The following is an 18,118-nucleotide window of genomic DNA, read 5'->3' on the forward strand; positions in this document are numbered from 1 at the left end:
TTACAACTCCTGGGCGAAGCGGCCCTCGAGCCGCCGGAAGACGAGCTGGCCGATGACGAGCATCAGTGCCGAGGTCACCAGCGCGACCGGGATCCACAGCGACAACAGGTTCGGCGGGATCGCTTCGGCCCGCTCCGTGGTGGGCAGCCAGAAGGCGAAGTGGAACGTCTCGACGGCCACCGTGATGGGGTTGAGCTGGTAGATCATGAACCAGGTCTCGCCGAGCTTCTCGCGGACGAGCAGCCAGGGATAGAGCACGGGTGATGCCCAGGTCGCGACCATCAGCAGCATGTCGACGAGGTTCTCGGCGTCGCGGAAGTACACGTTGACCGCGCCGAACAGCAGGCCGAGCCCGATGGCGAACATCGTGACGATCAGGAACCCGGCGACGGCGGCGGCGAGCTGGAGCACCGAGGGCGACCACCCGGCGAACAGACAGGCCACGAGGAGGATGAGGATCTGCGGCAGGAAATGCACCGCCGACACCCACGTGGAGGCGATCGGGAAGAGTTCCCGCGGAAGATAGATCTTCTTGATCAGCCCGCCGTTGGACACGATGGCGCGCGACGCATTGCCCAGGGCCTCGTTGAAGTAGTTGATCAGCACGATGCCCGAGAACAGGTAGATCGCGTAGTTCGGCAGGCCACCGGGGTTCCGGTCGCTCTGCTCGAGCCCCAGGAAGACCCCGAGGGCGACATAGAACACGACGAACTGGACGCCCGGCTTGACGTAGGACCAGAGCAGTCCGAGGACCGATCCCCGGTACCGGACGCGCAGCTCCTTCTGGACGAGCAGCTTCAGCAGGTAGCGGGACCGGACGACGTCGCGGAGACCGTGGCCGTATCCCGGCGCCACGAGCTCACCGCGCGGCCCCCCTCCGGCCGCCGACCGGTCGGTGACGCTGCTCACTGCGACGACTTCCCCGCGCTTTCGCCCGGGGTGGCGTCCTCGAAGGTCCTCGCCCAGGCCTGCTGCGAGGTGAACTCCGGCAGCGCACTCTGGTACTGCTCGGCGAGATCGTCCCAGCGGGCGAGCAGCCGCTGGTGGAGCACCATGCTGCGCTTGAGCATGGACTGGAACTTGGCGGAATCGCGCTTGTACCAGGACGCACCCGAACCATCGGCCGAGGACACGAGGGCCGAGTCGAGCTGCGACAGCCGCCACCACCGTGCATCCATGGCCGGGACGTTCGCCTCCGGGCGGACACTCGCCTCGGGACGGGCCGGCCGGATCTGGCGGAGGGCTCCCGTTCCTGCCTTGACGAGTGCGCTCCGCACATTGCGCGGCGGCATGGGCTTGACGCCCTTCTTGGGAGGCTTCACCCGCTTGACGTCGGGGAACTCGGCGATGTTCTTGCTGATGCGCGCATCGTCGAAGTCGGCGCGACGCCTGCGGATCTCGGGGAGCTTGGCGCCGATGGTCGCGTGGAGGTGGGACGGACCGTCCAGGAGGTCCTCGAGCGCGTTCAGCCGGAGCTCGACCGCCGAGTACTGCATGGACAGGAGGTGACGTACGTCCACGGCGAAGCTCTCGCGGGGCATCCGGCCACCGTGCTTGTAGGGCGAGTAGAGCATCGCGGCGAGCCAGCGGTTGCGCTGGTGGTAGTACGCCTGCCAGTCGATGGTGTCGTCCTTCTCGGTCCACGGCATGTGCCAGACGGCGGCTCCGGGAAGGGAGACCGTCCGGTAGCCGTGGGCTTTCGCCCGGATGCCGTACTCGGCGTCGTCCCACTTGATGAAGACGGGCAGGGCGAGGCCGATCTCGCGGATGATGCTGGTCGGGATGAGGCACATCCACCAGCCGTTGAAGTCGACGTCGACCCGGCGATGCATCCAGGGGGTGGTGCGGAGGTTGCTCGACGAGAAGTCGTGCGCCTCGAGGGTGTTCGTCACCGGTCCCCAGAAGTAGCGGTACTCGTTGATCTCCTCGCCGAAGCTGTGGAGCACGGACCGCTCGTAGAGGTTGAACATGTGCCCGCCCACGATGGTCGGCTTGCGGGTGAAGTCGGCGAAGTTCGCCGCCCGCAGGATGCCTTCCGTCTCGACCAGCACGTCGTCGTCCAGCAGCATGACGTACTTGCTCCGGCCGTCGTTGACCGTCTCGTGCATGCCGCGGGCGAATCCGCCCGAGCCGCCGAGGTTGCCCTGCTCGAGCAGCGTGAACTTGTCCCCGAGCGTCGCCGCGGCCTCCTCGAAACCGTCCTGGTCCCGCACCTTCTGGGTGCCCTGGTCGGTGATGATGAGGCGATCGAGGATGCCGAGCAGGTCCTCGGACTCCGCGAAGGTCGACAGGTGGCGGACGCAGTAGTCGGGCCGGTTGAAGGTGGTGACGGCCACCGACAGCGTGCCGGCCTCGAAACCGTCCGGTTGCGGCACCGCCCATTCGGCGCGCTCCAGCGTGACGTCGCTGTCCAGGGCGACGAGGTCGAACCAGTACCAGCCGCCGTCACCGAAGGCGGTGATCGGCAGGTCGACGGCGACCGGGCTGCCGGCGTCGACGTGGACGCTCTGCACCCGGTTGGACGTGCCGCGCGCGCTCGACCGGTAGATGACGACCGTGGCCTCGGCGTCGACCTCGACGGTCAGGCGCACCTGCGCCACGTCCGTGTGGGCGCGCCAGTAACTTGCCGGGAAGGCATTGAAGTACGTGCCGAAGGACACCCTCCGGTAGGCCGGCAGGCGCAGGCTGCGGCGGTCGAGGATGAAGTCGGAGCGCTGGGTGCTGTGCTGCGCGACGACGGCAGTCGTCGCGGCGCCCGCCCGCGGCGAGCGCTGCTGCTCGTCCACCACGCGCTGGGCCGCATTGAAGTCGACGTAGAGCGGCAGCGTGTCGGTGTCGCCGTCGGTCGGGAAGACGACGCGGTGGACGGTCTTCCAGAGGTCCGTGCCGGTGTCGTCGGCTGCCGTGTCCATCTCTTTGGAAACGATGCTCATGCTTCCACTCCTCCGCTTTCCAGCTTTGCACCCGATGTGAAGTGGGGCGTGATCTTGTTGTCGAACATCGACAGCGCGGACCCGATGGCCATGTGCATGTCGAGATACTTGTAGGTGCCGAGGCGTCCGCCGAACAGCACCGATTCCTCGCCCCGGGCGAGGTCACGGTACGCGAGCAGCTTCGCCCGGTCGTCGCCGGTGTTGATGGGGTAGTAGGGTTCGTCGCCCTTCTCCGCGAAACGGGAGTACTCCCGCATGATGACCGTCGCGTCCTTCGTGTAGTCCCGCTCGGGGTGGAAGTGACGGAATTCGTGGATCCGCGTGTAGGCCGCGTCCTCGTCGGGGTAGTTCATCACCGAGCACCCCTGGAAGTCCTCGATCGGGAGGACCTCCTCCTCGAGGTCGATGGTGCGCCAGGAGAGATCGCCCTCGGCGAAGTCGAAGTACCGGTCCACCGGCCCGGTGTAGATGACGGGCACCTGGCCGAGGGTGGTGGAGCGCGAGTACTCGTGGCCCTCGTCGAAGAAGTCGGTGTTGAGGTGGACGTCGATGTTCGGGTGGTCGGCCATCCGCTCGATCCACGCGGTGTACCCGTTGACGGGCAGACCCTCGTACTTGTCATTGAAGTACCGGTTGTCATAGGTGTACCGGACGGGGAGCCGGGAGATGATCTCCGCCGGCAGGTCCTTGGGGTCGGTCTGCCACTGCTTGCCCGTGTAGTACTTGATGAACGCCTCGTACAGGGGCCGGCCGATGAGCTGGATCCCCTTGTCGTTCAGGTTCTGCGGATCCGTCCCGGCGAGTTCCCCCGCCTGCTCCTGGATGAGGGCGCGGGCCTCGGCGGGTCCGAGAGCGGTGCGGAAGAACTGGTTGATGGTGCCGAGGTTGATCGGCATCGGGAACACCTCGCCCTTGTGGCGGGTGTAGACCTTGTGCACGTAGCTCGTGAACTCCGTGAAGTTGTGGACGTAGTCCCAGACACGCTCGTTCGACGTGTGGAACAGGTGTGCACCATAGCGGTGGACCTCGATCCCCGTGCGAGCTTCGTTCTCGCTGTAGGCGTTCCCACCGATGTGGTGGCGCCGGTCGAGCACGGCCACCTTCAGGCCGAGCTGGGTGGCCGCCCGTTCAGCAATGGTCAGGCCGAAGAAGCCCGATCCAACGACAACGAGGTCAACGTTCACAAATGCTCCTGAATTGATTCGAACCACGGACATGCCCGCTTAAGGCTACCCGAGAGTGATGCTTCCCCTCGCCGGACCACACGGTCCGCGGTCTGCGGAACGCCGGGGAGGGGCGTGGAACACCGCTCGGCGAGGCATCGGCGCTCAGGCTGTCTCCAGTGCCGGGACGCCGACCAGCCGCTCCTCGAACTGCGAGACCATGGTGCGCCAGTAGGTGGCACTGACATGGTTGTTGTCGATGTACACGTACACGTTGCCGATGATGGGCGGGCACGTGACACCGGGACAGATCACGTCCGTCATGTCGACCGACCGGTAGAGCGGGGTCCCGGGATCCAGCGCGTCGAGGGGGGAGACCGCGGGGACCAGGTCCGCCTTGGCGGGTGTGCAGGGTTCGAGGGCGTCCTCGTGCTCCTGGATGCAGTCGGGCATGTTGAACTCGAACCGGGGGTTGTCCCGTACCCCGATGACCTGGATGCCGCGGGCTGCATACCGTCGCACGGTGTTCTCGAAGTCGGGCACCAGGGTCTCAGCGGTCGAGCCGAACTGCGTCTTGGTCGCGATCGTGAAGACGGCGTCGGGCTCCAGGTCCTCGATGTAGGCGCTCGACCGCTCGAAGAAGTCCGCGCACTCGGGCGTGGTGTCGGGGCCCGCCGGCCCGAAGACGCACCCCAGGGAGATCAGGTCGATCACCGTCCAGTTGTGCTTCTCGGCCAGGGAGACGACCGCTGCGGACATGTGCTGCGCATGGCTGTTCCCCACCACGACGATCGTCCTGCTCGGTTCGCCCTCGGCCAGTCTCTGCGTGCAGGAGTCCGCGAGATCGGCGGGTATGCCTGTCGCGGTCGCGTCACAGGCCTCGAGCCGGGGGAAATCGCCCTTGATCGAGCTGAGCTCCGGCAGGGTCACCGCGTCCTCGGAGATCTCGTTCCGGTACCCGGGAAGCAGGGATACCGCCCCGGGGTTGTCGGCGCTGGTCTGGGCCGCGGCACGCGCGGCCTGCGCCTGCAGGTTTTGCTGCCAGCCCGCCAAAGGCGCGGCGACCAGGCCCAGGCACACGGCGAGGACGATCACGGCCCGGCGGCGCCGCTTGTCGGCCCAGGTGAGGCGGCGGAGGGGCCGTTCGACGAACCGCATCGTGAGATACGCCAGGACCAGCGACACCGCGATGACGAGGAGGCCGCCGAGCACTCCGGGCGTCGGCCGATCCTGCCAGATCAGGGCCAGCACGAGGACCGGCCAGTGCCAGAGGTACAGCGCGTAGGACAGGTCGCCCATCCGGACCAGCGGCCCGGCGGAGAGGTACCGGTCCACCCCGAACGGGCTGCCCGTCTGCCCGGCGACGATGACCAGGGCGGCGGCGACGACGGGCCAGAGGGCAACATACCCGGGGAACTGACCCTGGACATCGAGGAGGAAGCCGCCGCTGAGCATCGCGACCACGCCCACCCATCCGGCCACGATCCGGAGGGAGCGTGGCAGGCGGAGGAACGGCAGCGCCAGCGCCAGGAGCGTCCCGAAGGCGAACTCCCAGAGACGGGCCCGCGTATCGAAGTAGGCGTACGCCTGGTTGGTGTAGGTCTCCCAGATCGAGAAGGCCAACGAAGCCACGAAGAGCGCTCCGAACACGAGCAGCACGACACCGCGGAACTTCAGCTGGAACCGGCGTGCCAGCAGGGAACTCGCGAGGAACAGCAGCGGCCAGAGGATGAACACCTGCCCCTGCACGGAGAGCGACCAGAAGTGCTGGAGGGGGCTCGCTGCGCTGTGGTCGTCGGCGTAGTAGTCGACCGAATTCGAGGCCAGCACCCAGTTCTGCACGTAGAGCAGCGACGCCCAGGACTGCTCGATGATGTCCAGCCACCGGTACTTCGGGACCAGCACATAGGTGGCCGCGAGGACGCCCAGGATGACGACGACGACGGCCGGCAGCAGCCGCTTGAACTGGTGCAGCCAGTGCCGCGCGAGATCCAGCGGCTTGCCCGACTCCGCCTTGCGCAGGAAGGACAGCGCCAGCAGGAAGGCCGAGATCAGCAGGAAGACATCGACGCCGCCGGACACCCGGCCGAACCACACGTGATAGGAGACCACCATGAGCACGGCGAGGGCCCTCAGGCCCTGCACCTCCGGCCGGAATCCTCGATTCTCACCGCCGGACACAACACGTGGAGCCGCGGAACGACTCGCTTCAGCGACGGACATGGTGGGCTTCCGGGGTAGACACGATGATCAAGTGTAGCGGCGGCTCCTGTGCGGACCCGGCACGCCCGGGCCGGCAACCACCCGCGTCGGTGCCCGCCGGGCGCTTATCCACACCCCGCCACGCTCCAGGTGCCCGGGGGCGGTCCCGCCCTAGCCTCGGAGGCAGATCGGACCCCAGGAGGCCGCGGTGGATCTGCACGTCACGCTCGCGAGCGCTCCCCCGAGCGCCTTCCCCACCCGGGAGATCGTCGTCGATCCCCAGGTACTGCCGACGGGCGCAGCGCTCGCCGGCCGGCTTGCAGCGGCAGGCTACGAGGCACCGTTCACGGTCGACGGTGCGCCCCTGGCCGGGCTGACGCCTCTCGTCGGCGACCTCACGGACGGGGCGATCATCGTCTGCGGCGGGATCCCGCCCGAGGCCGTCCCGGCCCGGCTGCCACCGCTCGTCTTCGTCGTCCAGTCGGGCCCCGACGCCGGCCAGGTGATTCCACTCACGCGCGGCAGCTATACGATCGGCCGCGCGGGCTGCGACATCGTGATCGCCGACCCGGGACTCTCCCGGCGGCACGCACTCCTGACCGTGACCGTGGAGACGGTCCTCCTGGAGGACCTGGACTCGGTGAACGGGACGTTCCTCGACGGGAGACGCATCAGCACCGCGGATCTCACGGTGTCGGCGGTTCTCCGGCTCGGCTCGAGCCGGTGCCGGATCGCGCTGGTCGACGACGACGGCTGGCACTACGTCTCCCCCACGGAGGTCCTCGAGGCCGTCCCGATCGGTCCGGAACCCCCGAGGAGACCGTCCCGCCTCCTGGGCCTCACGGCGGTCCTGCCGCTGGTCCTCGGCGTCGTCCTGGCCCTGACGACCGGCCTGTGGTTCTTCCTCGCCTTCAGCGGCCTCTCGGCGGTGACCGGACTCGTCCCCCTGATCGGTCACCGGCGGCAGGCGCGCGTCTTCGCGGACACCGTCCGGGAGGCGGCCGGCCGGGACCGGCTCCGCCGGGCCGGTGCGGTGCCCGACCCCGGCCAGACGGCACTCGACGCCCTGCGCGCCTGCCACGGGGCACCCCGTGGGCCGGAGGCAGGGGTGCGGCCGCCCTCCGCGCCGGTCCTGCTGAGGCTCGGCATCGCCGATCAGCCCGCGCATCTCGCCATCGGTCGGGGAACGCCGATGGTCGACCCGCCGGTCCTGTCCGAGCTGCCGCTGGTGCTGCCCTGCCTGCCGGGTGGCCACGCAGGCACCGCCTCCCGCACCGCCGTCCGCACCGTCAGCACGGCGGAACCGTTCTTCACGGTCGCGGGTGACAGGGTGGCCGTCGCGGGAGTCCTGCGCGCCCTGCTGCTCCAGCTCGCCCATCCGGAGCAGGGGTATCCGCCGGTGGTGTGCTGGGGCTCGGCCCACCTCCCGCTCCCTGCGCGGTTCCTCGCGAACGTCCTGCTCACGAAGGACCCGAGCGTCCTGGCCGCGATCATCGAGCAGACCGGTGCGCTGCTCCTCTTCCAGGTCGCGGAGGATCTTCCCGAGGTCGCCCGAGGTCCCGGGGTCCTCATCATCCGGTTCCGGCTGGACGATCCCGGACCCACGGACCCAGCCGGGAGCGGGACGGTCCTACCGGGCGCAGGGATGGTGGTGGGCGAGGATGCCCGGGCACGCATCGACGGGCGGGAGTACCGCGTCCTTCCCGACGGTGTCTCCGAGCGGACGTTCGAGCGGACCGCGAGGGCGCTCGCCCGAGCCGGACGGCGCGGCCCCGCCGCGACCGCCCGCCGTCCGGGAGCAGGGCCCGGCGCGGGTGTCCTGCCGGCGTCGGTATCGCTGTGGTCCGGGGAGCTCGGACCCGACACCCTCGCAGCGTCGATCCCCGGGCGATGGGCGGCGGCCGACGCGCAGCACCCGTCGGCATCGATCGGCCGGTCCCCTGTCGGCCCGGTGTCGATCGACCTGGTCCGGGACGGGCCTCATCTCCTGGTCGCCGGCACCACGGGCTCCGGCAAGTCCGAGTTCCTGAGGACGCTGGTGCTCGGGCTGGCACTCGACCAGCCGCCCGAGCATCTGGCCCTGCTCCTGCTCGACTACAAGGGCGGTTCGGGGCTCGGCGCACTCGCCTCGCTCCCCCACTGCGTGGGAAGCCTGACGGACCTGTCCTCCGAATCGACGGCGCGGGCCCTGACCTCGCTGCGGGCGGAACTGCGGCGGCGGGAACGCCTGTGCGCGGACCACGGCGCCCAGGACCTCGACGAACTGCGCCGGATCTCGCCGTCGAACTGCCCGCCCCGGCTCGTCGTGGTGATCGACGAGTTCCGGGTGCTGAGCGACGACGTGCCGACCGCTGGCCCGGACCTGATGCGGATCGCCGCACTCGGACGCTCCCTGGGCGTGCACCTCGTGCTGGCCACGCAGCGGGTGCAGGGAGCGGTGACACCGGACCTGAGGGCGAACCTCACGACGTCGGTGCTCCTGCGGGTGCAGACCGCGATGGAGTCGCAGGACCTCCTCGGCTCCGGCGTGGCGGCGGAGATCCCGGTCGGCGCTCCGGGCCGGGCCTTCCTGCGCCGCGGGAACGAACCGCCCGTCGCCGTGCAGGTCGCGTCGTCGTCCGACCTCCCGGCGGCAGCACCGGGCTGGCAGGACGTCACGGCCTACCTCGGCGGATCGTGGGCCGGCACACCCGCACCGGCTCCCGTCGGGGGCGACTGGAACGACAGGGGCGACAGGATCGACGGGGGCGACGGGAGGGCCGCAGCCGGCCCCGGTGTCCTCGAGCGGGCGGTTGCCGGGCTGGTGGAGGCCGCCGGCGGGGCCGCGGCTCCCTCCCCGTTCCGGCCGGTCCTGCCGCCGCTTCCCAGCCGCCTCCCGCCCGCGGCCTGCACTGCTCTGCCGACTCCTGATGCTGATACGCACCGCGGCGGGGACGACGCCGGTGTGCTCCTCGGGATCGCCGATCACCCGGAGCACCAGGCGCAGCACCTGCTGCGCTGGTGCCCCGGGCAGCCACTCCCATCTCGCCCTCGTCGGGCTTCCCGGCTGCGGTGCGGCGGAAACCCTCGCCGCCGTCGTGTCGGCCCTGCCCGGCAGCGACCCGGACCTGCACCTGTACGTGCTCGACGGCGACGGGTCCCTGGGAGCATGCTCCGCGGATGCCCACGTCGGGGCGTACGTCCTGCCCGACGAGACGAAGCGGGCCGGTCGTGTCCTCGAGCGACTGGCCGCGCTGAGGATCGGTCCGCAGGACACCGGCCGCATCGTCCTCGTGGTCACGGGGTGGGGGCGATGGAGCAGCCAGTTCCAGGGCGGACGCCTGGTCCGGGCCGAGGACGACCTGCACACGCTCGTCCGCGACGGTGCCCGGAGCGGCGTGAGCGTCCTCATCGACGGGGGCCGGGAGTTGACCACGTCACGGTTCTTCGCCCTGCTCCCCAACCGCGTCTATCTGCCCCTCGGGGCGCATGCGGAGACCACCATGGCGTGGCCCAGGATGCCGCCCGTGGACGCGGTCGCCGGGCGGGGCTTCGCCCAGGGACGGATCACGGGCAGCTGGGGCGAGGGTACCTGCCAGCTGCTGACGGAGCCCGCGGCCGCCGGACCACCGGTCCGCCCGCCCGCACGGACCCCGTTCCCGGTGCATCCCCTCCCCCGCCGGATCCTCCTGTCGAGCATCGTGGCGGGAGGGAGTCCGGACGCACCGGAGGATCTCCTGCTGGGCGTCCACGGCGACGACCTGCAGCCGTTCTCCCTCACCCTCCGCCCCGGCGAGGTGTACCTCGTGCTGGGACACGCAGGGTCAGGCCGCACCAACAGCCTTCGCGTGCTGCGGGAGTCGGCCCGGCGCCTGGTCCCGCCACGCTGCGTCCTGGCGCCGCCCCCGGACGCCGCCGGGGCAGCGGCCGTCGCATACTGGCGGGAGCTCGCGCAGGCCGGCGATGGGTCGGGCCTGGCCGAGGACTGCATCCTCCTGGTCGACGACGCGGACCGGCTGCCTCCCGACGTGCAGCAGGTACTGTCGGGTCTCGTCGCGCACGGTGTGGCGTCGGTGCTCGCGGCCAGTCCGGGTCCTGCGCTCGCGACACGCGTACCGCTCGCGCTGCGGGCCCGCAGCGCAGGCCGTGGACTGCTCCTCGCGCCGAGGACGGCGGGCGACGGCGATTTCTTCGGCGTCCGGCTCGCCGCGGACGGGCCGCCCGTCGCCGGTCGCGGATACGCGTGCGATCCGGGAGGCGTCGTGGAGGTACAGGTCGCCCGCGCGTCGGGGAAGCCGCAGGACCCGTCCGGACAGCCCGGGCTCCGCGGCCGCTACAGCGCCCTGCCGGGCCCGGTGGTCCGCACCGTGTACTCCACGACCGGCCGGGAGAAGAGTGTCACGATGACGACGGCGGCGGGGACTAGGAGCGCCAGACCGAGAAGTGGCAGGCCGTTGGAGAAGTAGGGGAAGGCGAGGATCACCAGGAACATCTGGACGACGAGCGAGGGCGACCGCGGCCAGCGGAAACCGGCGACGAGCTGCCGGGCCAGGGCTATGAGACCTGCGCCGACCAACAGCAGGAGCACCGTCATGAAGACCGACCCCCCGACCGAGAGCGCGTCGGCACTGAAGGCCGTCAGCACGAAGCGGACCGCGAGCACCAGCAGCGCGACCGCCTCGAGCACCAGGATCGCGGCGATCAGGAGGACGCCGGGAGGCCGCGTCGAAGGGGGCAGGGCTTGATCGGGAACCACCCTCGCACCCTACCCGACGCGCCCGGCCCCTCTCCGGGAGGCACCGCCACCTAAGGGTGCTGTGACTAACCACTCACCCATACAGCCAATCGACAGGGTAAAACCCTTGTTTACCCGTTGGTAACGTGACAGCCTTAAAAGCAGTGGATACCCGGGGGGCCCAGAGTCGGCCCCCTTTACTATGAGCCCCCTCGTGAATGTTTTCACAAGAGACGAGCGAGGCTGAAGGAGAATGTGATCACCATGGATTGGCGTAGTCGCGCAGCCTGCCTCGACAAGGACCCGGAATTGTTCTTCCCGGTCGGCAATACCGGGCCGGCGCTTCTCCAGATCGAGGAGGCGAAAAGCGTCTGCCGTCGCTGCCAGGTGCAGGACACCTGCCTGCAGTGGGCCATCGAATCCGGGCAGGACGCCGGAGTATGGGGCGGATTGAGCGAGGACGAGCGTCGGGCGCTGAAGCGCCGGGCCGCACGGGCACGCCGCGCCTCCTGATCGAAGCCGGGTAGCAGTACCCGGTCCGCTCGGAGAACGGGACGAACGACGAAGGGCCGCCCATCGGGCGGCCCTTCGTCGTCGGTGGCCGGTGTCAGCTGCCCTGATTCAGGCGCAACGGCAGCTCGATGGTGACCGAGGTCCCGCCCCCGCCGCGCGTGCGCCATTCGATCGTCCCGCCGAGCTCGCTGGTGACGAGGGTCCGGACGATCTGGAGCCCCAGGCCCTCGGCGTGCCCGCCCGCAGGGAGGCCGACGCCGTCGTCGGCGATCGTCACCCGCAGGATCTCCTCCCCGTCGACCACCATCCGCCGGTTCGCCATGAGCCACACGGTGCCCGCACGGCCGGAGAGCCCGTGTTCGACGGCGTTCGTGACGAGTTCGTTGATCACGAGGGCCAGCGGTGTGGCGAGGTCGCTCGGGAGTTCCCCGAAGTCGCCGCTGCGCTCGGTGCGCACCGCCTGCGACGGTGAGGCGACCTCCGCGGACAGGCGGAACTGCCGTGAGATCAGCTCGTCGAAGTCCACGCTCTGGGCCAGTCCCTGCGACAGCGTCTCGTGGACGAGCGCGATGGTCGACACACGGCGCATGGCCTGCTCGAGGCCGAGCTTCCCCTCCTCGCTGACCATCCTGCGGGACTGCATCCGCAGGAGCGCCGCAACGGTCTGGAGGTTGTTCTTCACCCTGTGGTGGATCTCCCGGATGGTCGCGTCCTTCGAGACCAGTTCCATCTCCCGGCGGCGGAGTTCCGAGACGTCACGACAGAGCACGAGCGCTCCGAAGCGCTCCTTCTCGTCGCGCAGCGGGATGGCACGCAGCGACAGGCTGACGCCCCGCGAACCGATCTCGGTGCGCCAGGGCATGCGCCCGGTGACCACCAGTGGAAGCGTCTCGTCGACCATCCGCCGGTCCTTCAGCAGCGCCGTCGTGATCTCCGCGAGCGGACGGCCCTCGAGGGTCTCGACGTCACCGAGCCGACGGAACGCCGATACGCCGTTCGGGCTCGCGTACTGCACGATCCCGTCGACGTCGAGCCGGATGAGCCCGTCGCCGACGCGCGGGGCGCCACGCCGGGACCCGGTCGGCGTCGCGAAGTCGGGCCACAGCCCCAGGGTGCCCATCCGCAGGAGGTCGTAGGCGCACTGCCGGTAGGTCAGTTCGAGCCGCGACGGCATCCTCGAGCTCGAGAGGTCCATGTGGGTCGTCACGACGGCGAGCGTGCGGCCGTTGCGTACCATCGGCACCGCCTCCACGCGCATCGCCATCTCGGTGGTCCAGTTCGTCTCGCCGGACCGCTCGATCTTCTGGGAGGCCCAGGCGACGTCGACGAGCGGCTGCAGGTCGGCACGGATGCGCTCGCCCACGAAGTCGCTGTGGAAGACGGTGTGAGAGGTCGACGGCCGGGCATGGGCCAGCGCGACATAGCCGCCGCCGTCGAGGGGGAACCACAGGGCGAGATCGGCGAAGGCGAGGTCGGCCACCATCTGCCAGTCGCCGACGAGGAGGTGGAGCCACTCGGCGTCGCCGGGTTCGAACCCCGCGTGCTCGCGGATGGGGTCGGTGAAGATTGCCATGGGATCTTTCTGTTGCTCGGTCACGACGCGGCACCACGGTCCGCACCCGGCCGGCGGTGACCGGCCGGACCTGCGGCGCGAGGTGCCACGGGTCCAGTCTGTCACTCGCAGGCCCGGGCGCCGACCGGACCGGGCGCACCCCTACCGCACGATGGACCGCAGCAGGCGCAGCGCCACGGACAGGGACGAGATGTCGTCCTGCTCGAGCAGGTTGACCTCGGCGAACATGTTGCTCGCACGCTGGAGCTGGTCGGCGTTCAGTTCCTGCCAGGCCAGGAGGCGCTCCCCCGCGTCGCGGTCCTGCATCTCACGGGTGGCGCGCATGACGGCGACGGAGATGTCGGCGACCGTGGAGTAGAGGTCGTCGCGCAGCGCGGCCCGCGCCAGGGCCTGCCAGCGGTCCGTGCGCGGCAGTGTGGTGATGCGCTCGAGCAGGTCGTCCACCTCGAAGCGGTCGTACACCGCGTAGTACACCTTCGCGATGTTCTCCACCGGCTCGTCGACCCTTCGGGTGCTGTAGGCGATGTCGAGCAGCGCGAAGGACTCGAACTGCTCCGCCCAGTGCCGGCCGAGTTCCTCGGGCAGGTTCCACGCCGTCGCCGTCGCCGTCGCCTCACGGGCCCGTTCGAGATCGCAGCCGCGCAGGTATTCCGCGAGGCGCGAACGGAACGGGGCGACGAGCGGCTTGAACGCGTCGATGTCCTCGTCCACCGCGGTGCCCTGCTCCACGTGGTTGACGAACCAGCGGACGGCCCGGTCCAGGAGCCGGCGCAGGTCCAGGTGCACGGTGGTCCAGTGATCGGTGGGGAAGTCGGCGGGCAGCGCCGCGAGCGCATCGACGGTCTCGTCGAGGGAGTAGATCTCGCGCAGCGCCACGAAGGCACGGGCGACCACGGGTTCGGGCACCGACGTCTCCTCCATCACCCGGAACGCGAACGTGATCCCGCCCAGGTTGATGATGTCGTTGGCGATGACGGTGGAGATGATCTCGCGGCGCAGCGGGTGCGTGTCGAGCAGGTCGTCGAAGCGCTCCACCAGCCGGCGCGGGAAGTAGCGGCGGAGGGTGCCCCTGAAGTAGGGATCGTCGGCGAGGCTGCTGGCGGACAGCACCTTCGTCAGCTCGATCTTCGCGTAGGCGGCCAGCACCGCCAGCTCGGGCGAGGTGAGGCCCTGGCCGGCGTCGATCCTGCGGCGCAGCTCGGCCGTGGTCGGCAGCGCCTCGAGTCCCCTGTCCAGGTCGGCCTTCTTCTCCAGCCAGTCCATCATCCGCTCGTAGCTCGGACTCCACTCGATGACCCGCTGGCGGTCGTTGAGCAGTAGGACGTTCTGGTCGATGTTGTCCTGCAGCACGAGCTGGCCGACCTCGTCGGTCATCGAATGCAGGAACTCCGCCCGTTCCTCGGGCTGCAGGTGGCCGGCGCGCACCATGCGGTCGACGAAGATCTTGATGTTGACCTCGTGGTCGGAGCAGTCGACGCCGGCGCTGTTGTCGATGGCGTCGGTGTTGAGGATGACGCCCGCGAGCGCCGCCTCGATCCTGCCCCGCTGGGTCATGCCGAGGTTGCCGCCCTCACCGACCACGCGGGCGCGCAGTTCGCTGCCGTTGACGCGGATCGCGTCGTTCGCACGGTCGCCGACGTCGCCGTGCGTCTCGTCCGTGGCCTTGACGTACGTGCCGATGCCGCCGTTGTAGAGCAGGTCGGCGGGCGCGCGGAGGATCGCCTTCAGCACCTCCGGGGGGCTGAGCTTGACCACTCCGGCGTCGAGGCCCAGCGCATCGCGCACCTCGGGGGAGATGGGGATGGACTTGGCCTGGCGCGGGTACACGCCGCCGCCGCGGCTGATGAGGCTGCTGTCGTAGTCCTCCCAGCTGGACCTCGGGAGGTCGAACAGGCGACGGCGCTCGGCGAAGGACGTGGCGGCGTCGGGGTTCGGGTCGAGGAAGATGTGGCGGTGGTCGAAGGCCGCCAGGAGGCGGATGTGCTCGGACAGCAGCATGCCATTGCCGAAGACGTCACCGCTCATGTCGCCCACGCCGACGACTGTGAAGTCGTCGGTCTGCGTGTCGACGTCGAACTCGCTGAAGTGCCGCTTGACGGACTCCCAGGCGCCCCGGGCGGTGATGCCCATGGCCTTGTGGTCGTAGCCCACGGACCCGCCCGACGCGAAGGCGTCACCGAGCCAGAAGTCGTACTCGCCGGAGAGCTCGTTGGCGATGTCGGAGAAAGCCGCGGTCCCCTTGTCGGCCGCGACCACCAGGTAGGTGTCGTCGTCGTCGTGCCGGACCACTCGGGCGGGCGGCAGCACCGACTCGGTGGTCCCCTCCGCGGTGACCGCGGTGATGACGTTGTCCGTGATGTCGAGCAGCCCCCGGATGAACGTGCGGTAGCTCGCCTGGCCCTCGGCGAGCCACGCCTGCCGGTCGACGGCGGGGTCGGGCAGCTGCTTGGCGAAGAAGCCGCCCTTCGCGCCGGTCGGCACGATCACGGCGTTCTTCACGGTCTGCGCCTTCACGAGCCCGAGCACCTCCGTGCGGAAGTCCTCGCGCCGGTCCGACCAGCGCAGGCCGCCGCGGGCCACCTTGCCGAAGCGCAGGTGGACGCCCTCCACCTGGGGCGAGTAGACCCAGATCTCGAACTTCGGTCGCGGGAAGGGCGCGCCCTCGATCCGCGACGTGTCGAACTTGATGCTGACGTGCCGCTTGTCCTGGAAGTAGTTGGTCCGGAGGCTCGCCTCGATGAGGTTCGCGAAGGTCCGCAGGACGCGGTCCGCGTCGAGGGTCGGGACGCCCTCGAGGCCTTCGTCGAGCGACCGGCGTGCCGCCTCCACGGCCACCGAACGGTCGCCGTCGAGGTCGGGATCGAAGCGTGCGCTGAACAGTGCGACCAGCGCACGGCCGACCACACCGTTGCGGCGCAGCGTGTCCGCGACGAAACCGTAGGAATTGGTGTTGCCCATCTGGCGCATGTACTTGGCGTAGGCGCGGAGGATCAGCACCTGGCGCCAGCCGAGCTCCTCGCTGAGGACGAGACGGTCGAACGCGTCGGACTCGCTGTTCCCCGTGACCGCGGCGCTGAACGCGTCCTGCAGCAGCGGGGCCGTGGCGAGCGGTGAGATACCGGCGGGGTACTTGAGCCCGAGATCGTAGAGGAAGAAGGCCCGTCCGTCCGACCGGGTGATCTCGAACGGCCGCTCGTCGAGCACCTCGAGGCCCAGGTTGTGGAAGTACGGGAGGATCTGGGTGAGGCTCTTCGCCTCGGTCAGGTAGAGCTTCAGGCGGGCGTCCGCGGCGTCGCCGGACTCCGGCCCCTCCGGCACGTAGACGTGCAGCTGCGGTGCCCCCGAGTCCGCGTGGGCCAGTTCCTCGAACCGGGAGATGTCCTCCAGCGCGTCCTCGACCTCGTAGTCGACCCGGTAGCCGGCCGGGAAGGAGTCCGCCCACAGTGCGGCCAGGCGCTGGGCGGTGTCCTGCTCGAACCTGTGCTGCGCCACCTCCACGATGCCCTCGGGCCAGGAGCGGGCCGCCCGGACGAGGCGTTCCTCGAGGTCCGCGGCGTCGACGGCGGGGATCTCCGCGCCGCGCTGCAGCCGGATGCGGAAGAACAGGCGGGCGAGCGCGGACTCGCTCATCCGGGCCTCGAAGTCGATCGAGTCCGCGTCGAGCGCCGCCCGCAGCTCCTCCTCGATCCGCTGGCGGACGCTCGTCGTGTAGCGGTCGCGGGGCAGGTAGACGAGGGCGGACATGAAGCGTCCGTAGACGTCCGGGCGCAGGAACAGCCGCGTGCGGCGGCGCTCCTGCAGTCGCAGGATGCCGAGGGCCGTGGACACGAGGTCCGAGACGTCCACCTGGAACAGCTCGTCGCGCGGGTACGTCTCGAGGATGGAGAGCAGGTCCTTGCCCGAGTGGGAGTCGGACGGGAAGCCGCAGCGCTGCAGGACCTCGGAGACCTTGTCGCGGACCAGCGGCACGTTGCGGACCGAGCCCGTGTACGCACTGGTCGCGAAGAGCCCGATGAAGCGCCGCTCGCCGTTCACGTTGCCCTGGGCGTCGAAGCTCTTGATGCCGATGTAGTCGAGGTAGGCGGCGCGGTGCACCGTCGAGCGCGAGTTGGCCTTGGTGATCACGAGTGCGCGGCGCTCCCGCGCCTTCGCGCGACCCGCGGCCGTGAGCTGCTGCAGCTGTCCGCCGCCGCCGCCGTGCCGCAACAGGCCGAGGCCGCTGCCGTCCCGCACCCGCAGGGCGTCGGCACCCTCCTCGTCGACCACGAGCTCGTACTCCTTGTAGCCGAGGAAGGTGAAGTTGCCGCCGTCGAGCCACCGCAGCAGCTCCTGCGCCTGCCGCAGGTCGGGGATCGCCTCCGCGCCGGCGATCGAGTCGAGCGACGCCTCGATGGACCGGACCGTCTGCCGCATGGCCGGCCAGTCCTCGACGGCCGCGCGCACGTCGCCCAGCACGCGGTGGAGGCCGTCGATGATCGCCGCCTTCGCGGCGGCGTCGGGGAGCCGGGTGACCTCCACCGAGATCCAGGACTCGATGTGGGTGGTGCGGCCGCTCAGTCCGGCGAACTCGCCGATGTTGGGCAGCGCGGCGGTGTCGCCGCTGGATGTGCCGGCCGTCGACGGTACGCGCTTGAGCGCCGTCAGGGCGTGGGACCCGTCCGCCCGCACCGCGAGGAAGGTCGGGTGCACCACGAGCTGGATGGCCGCGTCCTGCCGCACGAGCTCGGCCGTGACGGAATCGACGAGGAAGGGCATGTCGTCGGTGACGATCATGACCACGCTGGAGTTCCCCTGGTCCATGACCCCGATGGCGGCGGTACCCGGCTCGCGGGCCTCGGCGAGGTCCCTGTGCGCGAAGGCCCGCTGGCGGAGATCGGTGGGCTGGTACCCGACGGCGTCCTCGCGTGCGAGATGCTCGAAGTAGTGCTCTACGAAATCCTCCCGCGACGTGTCCGAGCTTGACTGATCCGTTGTCCTGGATCCAGACGACATGGGAAGGGCCTCCGTAACGAAATGAAAG

The 18,118-nt window shown here is 69.8% G+C and carries 10 protein-coding genes; 2 read left to right on the plus strand and 8 right to left on the minus strand.

Going from position 1 to position 18,118, the window contains the following annotated elements; translation table 11 throughout:
- The 5 genes from QFZ50_RS10000 to QFZ50_RS10020 all read right to left on the minus strand — a co-directional run bounded on the left by QFZ50_RS10000 (window position 1) and on the right by QFZ50_RS10020 (window position 6,814).
- On the minus strand, window positions 1–909 hold the full coding sequence (locus QFZ50_RS10000) for an ABC transporter permease (RefSeq protein ID WP_307083823.1): 909 nt from the start codon (window positions 907–909) through the stop codon (window positions 1–3).
- Complete coding sequence (locus QFZ50_RS10005) at window positions 906–2,933, minus strand: glycosyltransferase (RefSeq protein WP_307083825.1); 2,028 nt, start codon at window positions 2,931–2,933, stop codon at window positions 906–908. Before QFZ50_RS10005 ends, QFZ50_RS10000 begins: the two co-directional genes overlap by 4 nt.
- Complete coding sequence (gene glf / locus QFZ50_RS10010; protein WP_307083826.1) at window positions 2,930–4,117, minus strand: UDP-galactopyranose mutase; 1,188 nt, start codon at window positions 4,115–4,117, stop codon at window positions 2,930–2,932. Before glf ends, QFZ50_RS10005 begins: the two co-directional genes overlap by 4 nt.
- A gap of 144 nt (window positions 4,118–4,261) precedes the next feature.
- Window positions 4,262–6,241: an acyltransferase family protein gene (locus tag QFZ50_RS10015; protein ID WP_307083828.1), complete on the minus strand. Its 1,980-nt coding sequence runs from the start codon at window positions 6,239–6,241 to the stop codon at window positions 4,262–4,264.
- A 387-nt stretch (window positions 6,242–6,628) separates the two neighbouring features.
- On the minus strand, window positions 6,629–6,814 hold the full coding sequence (locus tag QFZ50_RS10020) for a hypothetical protein (RefSeq protein WP_307083830.1): 186 nt from the start codon (window positions 6,812–6,814) through the stop codon (window positions 6,629–6,631).
- On the opposite strand from QFZ50_RS10020, the gene QFZ50_RS18245 reads away from it, so the two are divergent.
- Window positions 6,801–10,703: an FtsK/SpoIIIE domain-containing protein gene (locus QFZ50_RS18245; protein ID WP_373462312.1), complete on the plus strand. Its 3,903-nt coding sequence runs from the start codon at window positions 6,801–6,803 to the stop codon at window positions 10,701–10,703. The genes QFZ50_RS10020 and QFZ50_RS18245 overlap by 14 nt on opposite strands.
- On the opposite strand, the gene QFZ50_RS18250 is transcribed toward QFZ50_RS18245, so the two are convergent.
- Window positions 10,611–11,033: a hypothetical protein gene (locus QFZ50_RS18250; protein WP_373462261.1), complete on the minus strand. Its 423-nt coding sequence runs from the start codon at window positions 11,031–11,033 to the stop codon at window positions 10,611–10,613. The two genes, QFZ50_RS18245 and QFZ50_RS18250, sit on opposite strands and share 93 nt — an antisense overlap.
- Window positions 11,034–11,276: 243 nt before the next feature.
- Here QFZ50_RS18250 and QFZ50_RS10030 point away from each other — a divergent pair, with 243 nt between their 5' ends.
- Window positions 11,277–11,525, plus strand: coding sequence for a WhiB family transcriptional regulator (locus QFZ50_RS10030; protein ID WP_055769355.1), 249 nt, complete (start codon window positions 11,277–11,279; stop codon window positions 11,523–11,525).
- 94 nt (window positions 11,526–11,619) lie between these two features.
- On the opposite strand, the gene QFZ50_RS10035 is transcribed toward QFZ50_RS10030, so the two are convergent.
- Complete coding sequence (locus tag QFZ50_RS10035; protein ID WP_307083834.1) at window positions 11,620–13,098, minus strand: sensor histidine kinase; 1,479 nt, start codon at window positions 13,096–13,098, stop codon at window positions 11,620–11,622.
- 141 nt (window positions 13,099–13,239) lie between these two features.
- Window positions 13,240–18,090, minus strand: a complete 4,851-nt coding sequence (locus tag QFZ50_RS10040; RefSeq protein ID WP_307083836.1) for an NAD-glutamate dehydrogenase — start codon at window positions 18,088–18,090, stop codon at window positions 13,240–13,242.
- Window positions 18,091–18,118 lie beyond the last annotated feature (28 nt).

This window comes from Arthrobacter agilis (genome assembly GCF_030816075.1).
Classification (GTDB): Bacteria; Actinomycetota; Actinomycetes; order Actinomycetales; family Micrococcaceae; genus Arthrobacter_D; species Arthrobacter_D agilis_E.

Coding starts and splice junctions, on each gene's coding strand:
- QFZ50_RS10005 (WP_307083825.1), bottom strand. CDS start 2,933: ATGAGCATCGTTTCCAAAGAGATGGACACGGCAGCCGACGACACCGGC.
- QFZ50_RS10030 (WP_055769355.1), top strand. CDS start 11,277: ATGGATTGGCGTAGTCGCGCAGCCTGCCTCGACAAGGACCCGGAATTG.
- QFZ50_RS10035 (WP_307083834.1), bottom strand. CDS start 13,098: ATGGCAATCTTCACCGACCCCATCCGCGAGCACGCGGGGTTCGAACCC.
- QFZ50_RS10040 (WP_307083836.1), bottom strand. CDS start 18,090: ATGTCGTCTGGATCCAGGACAACGGATCAGTCAAGCTCGGACACGTCG.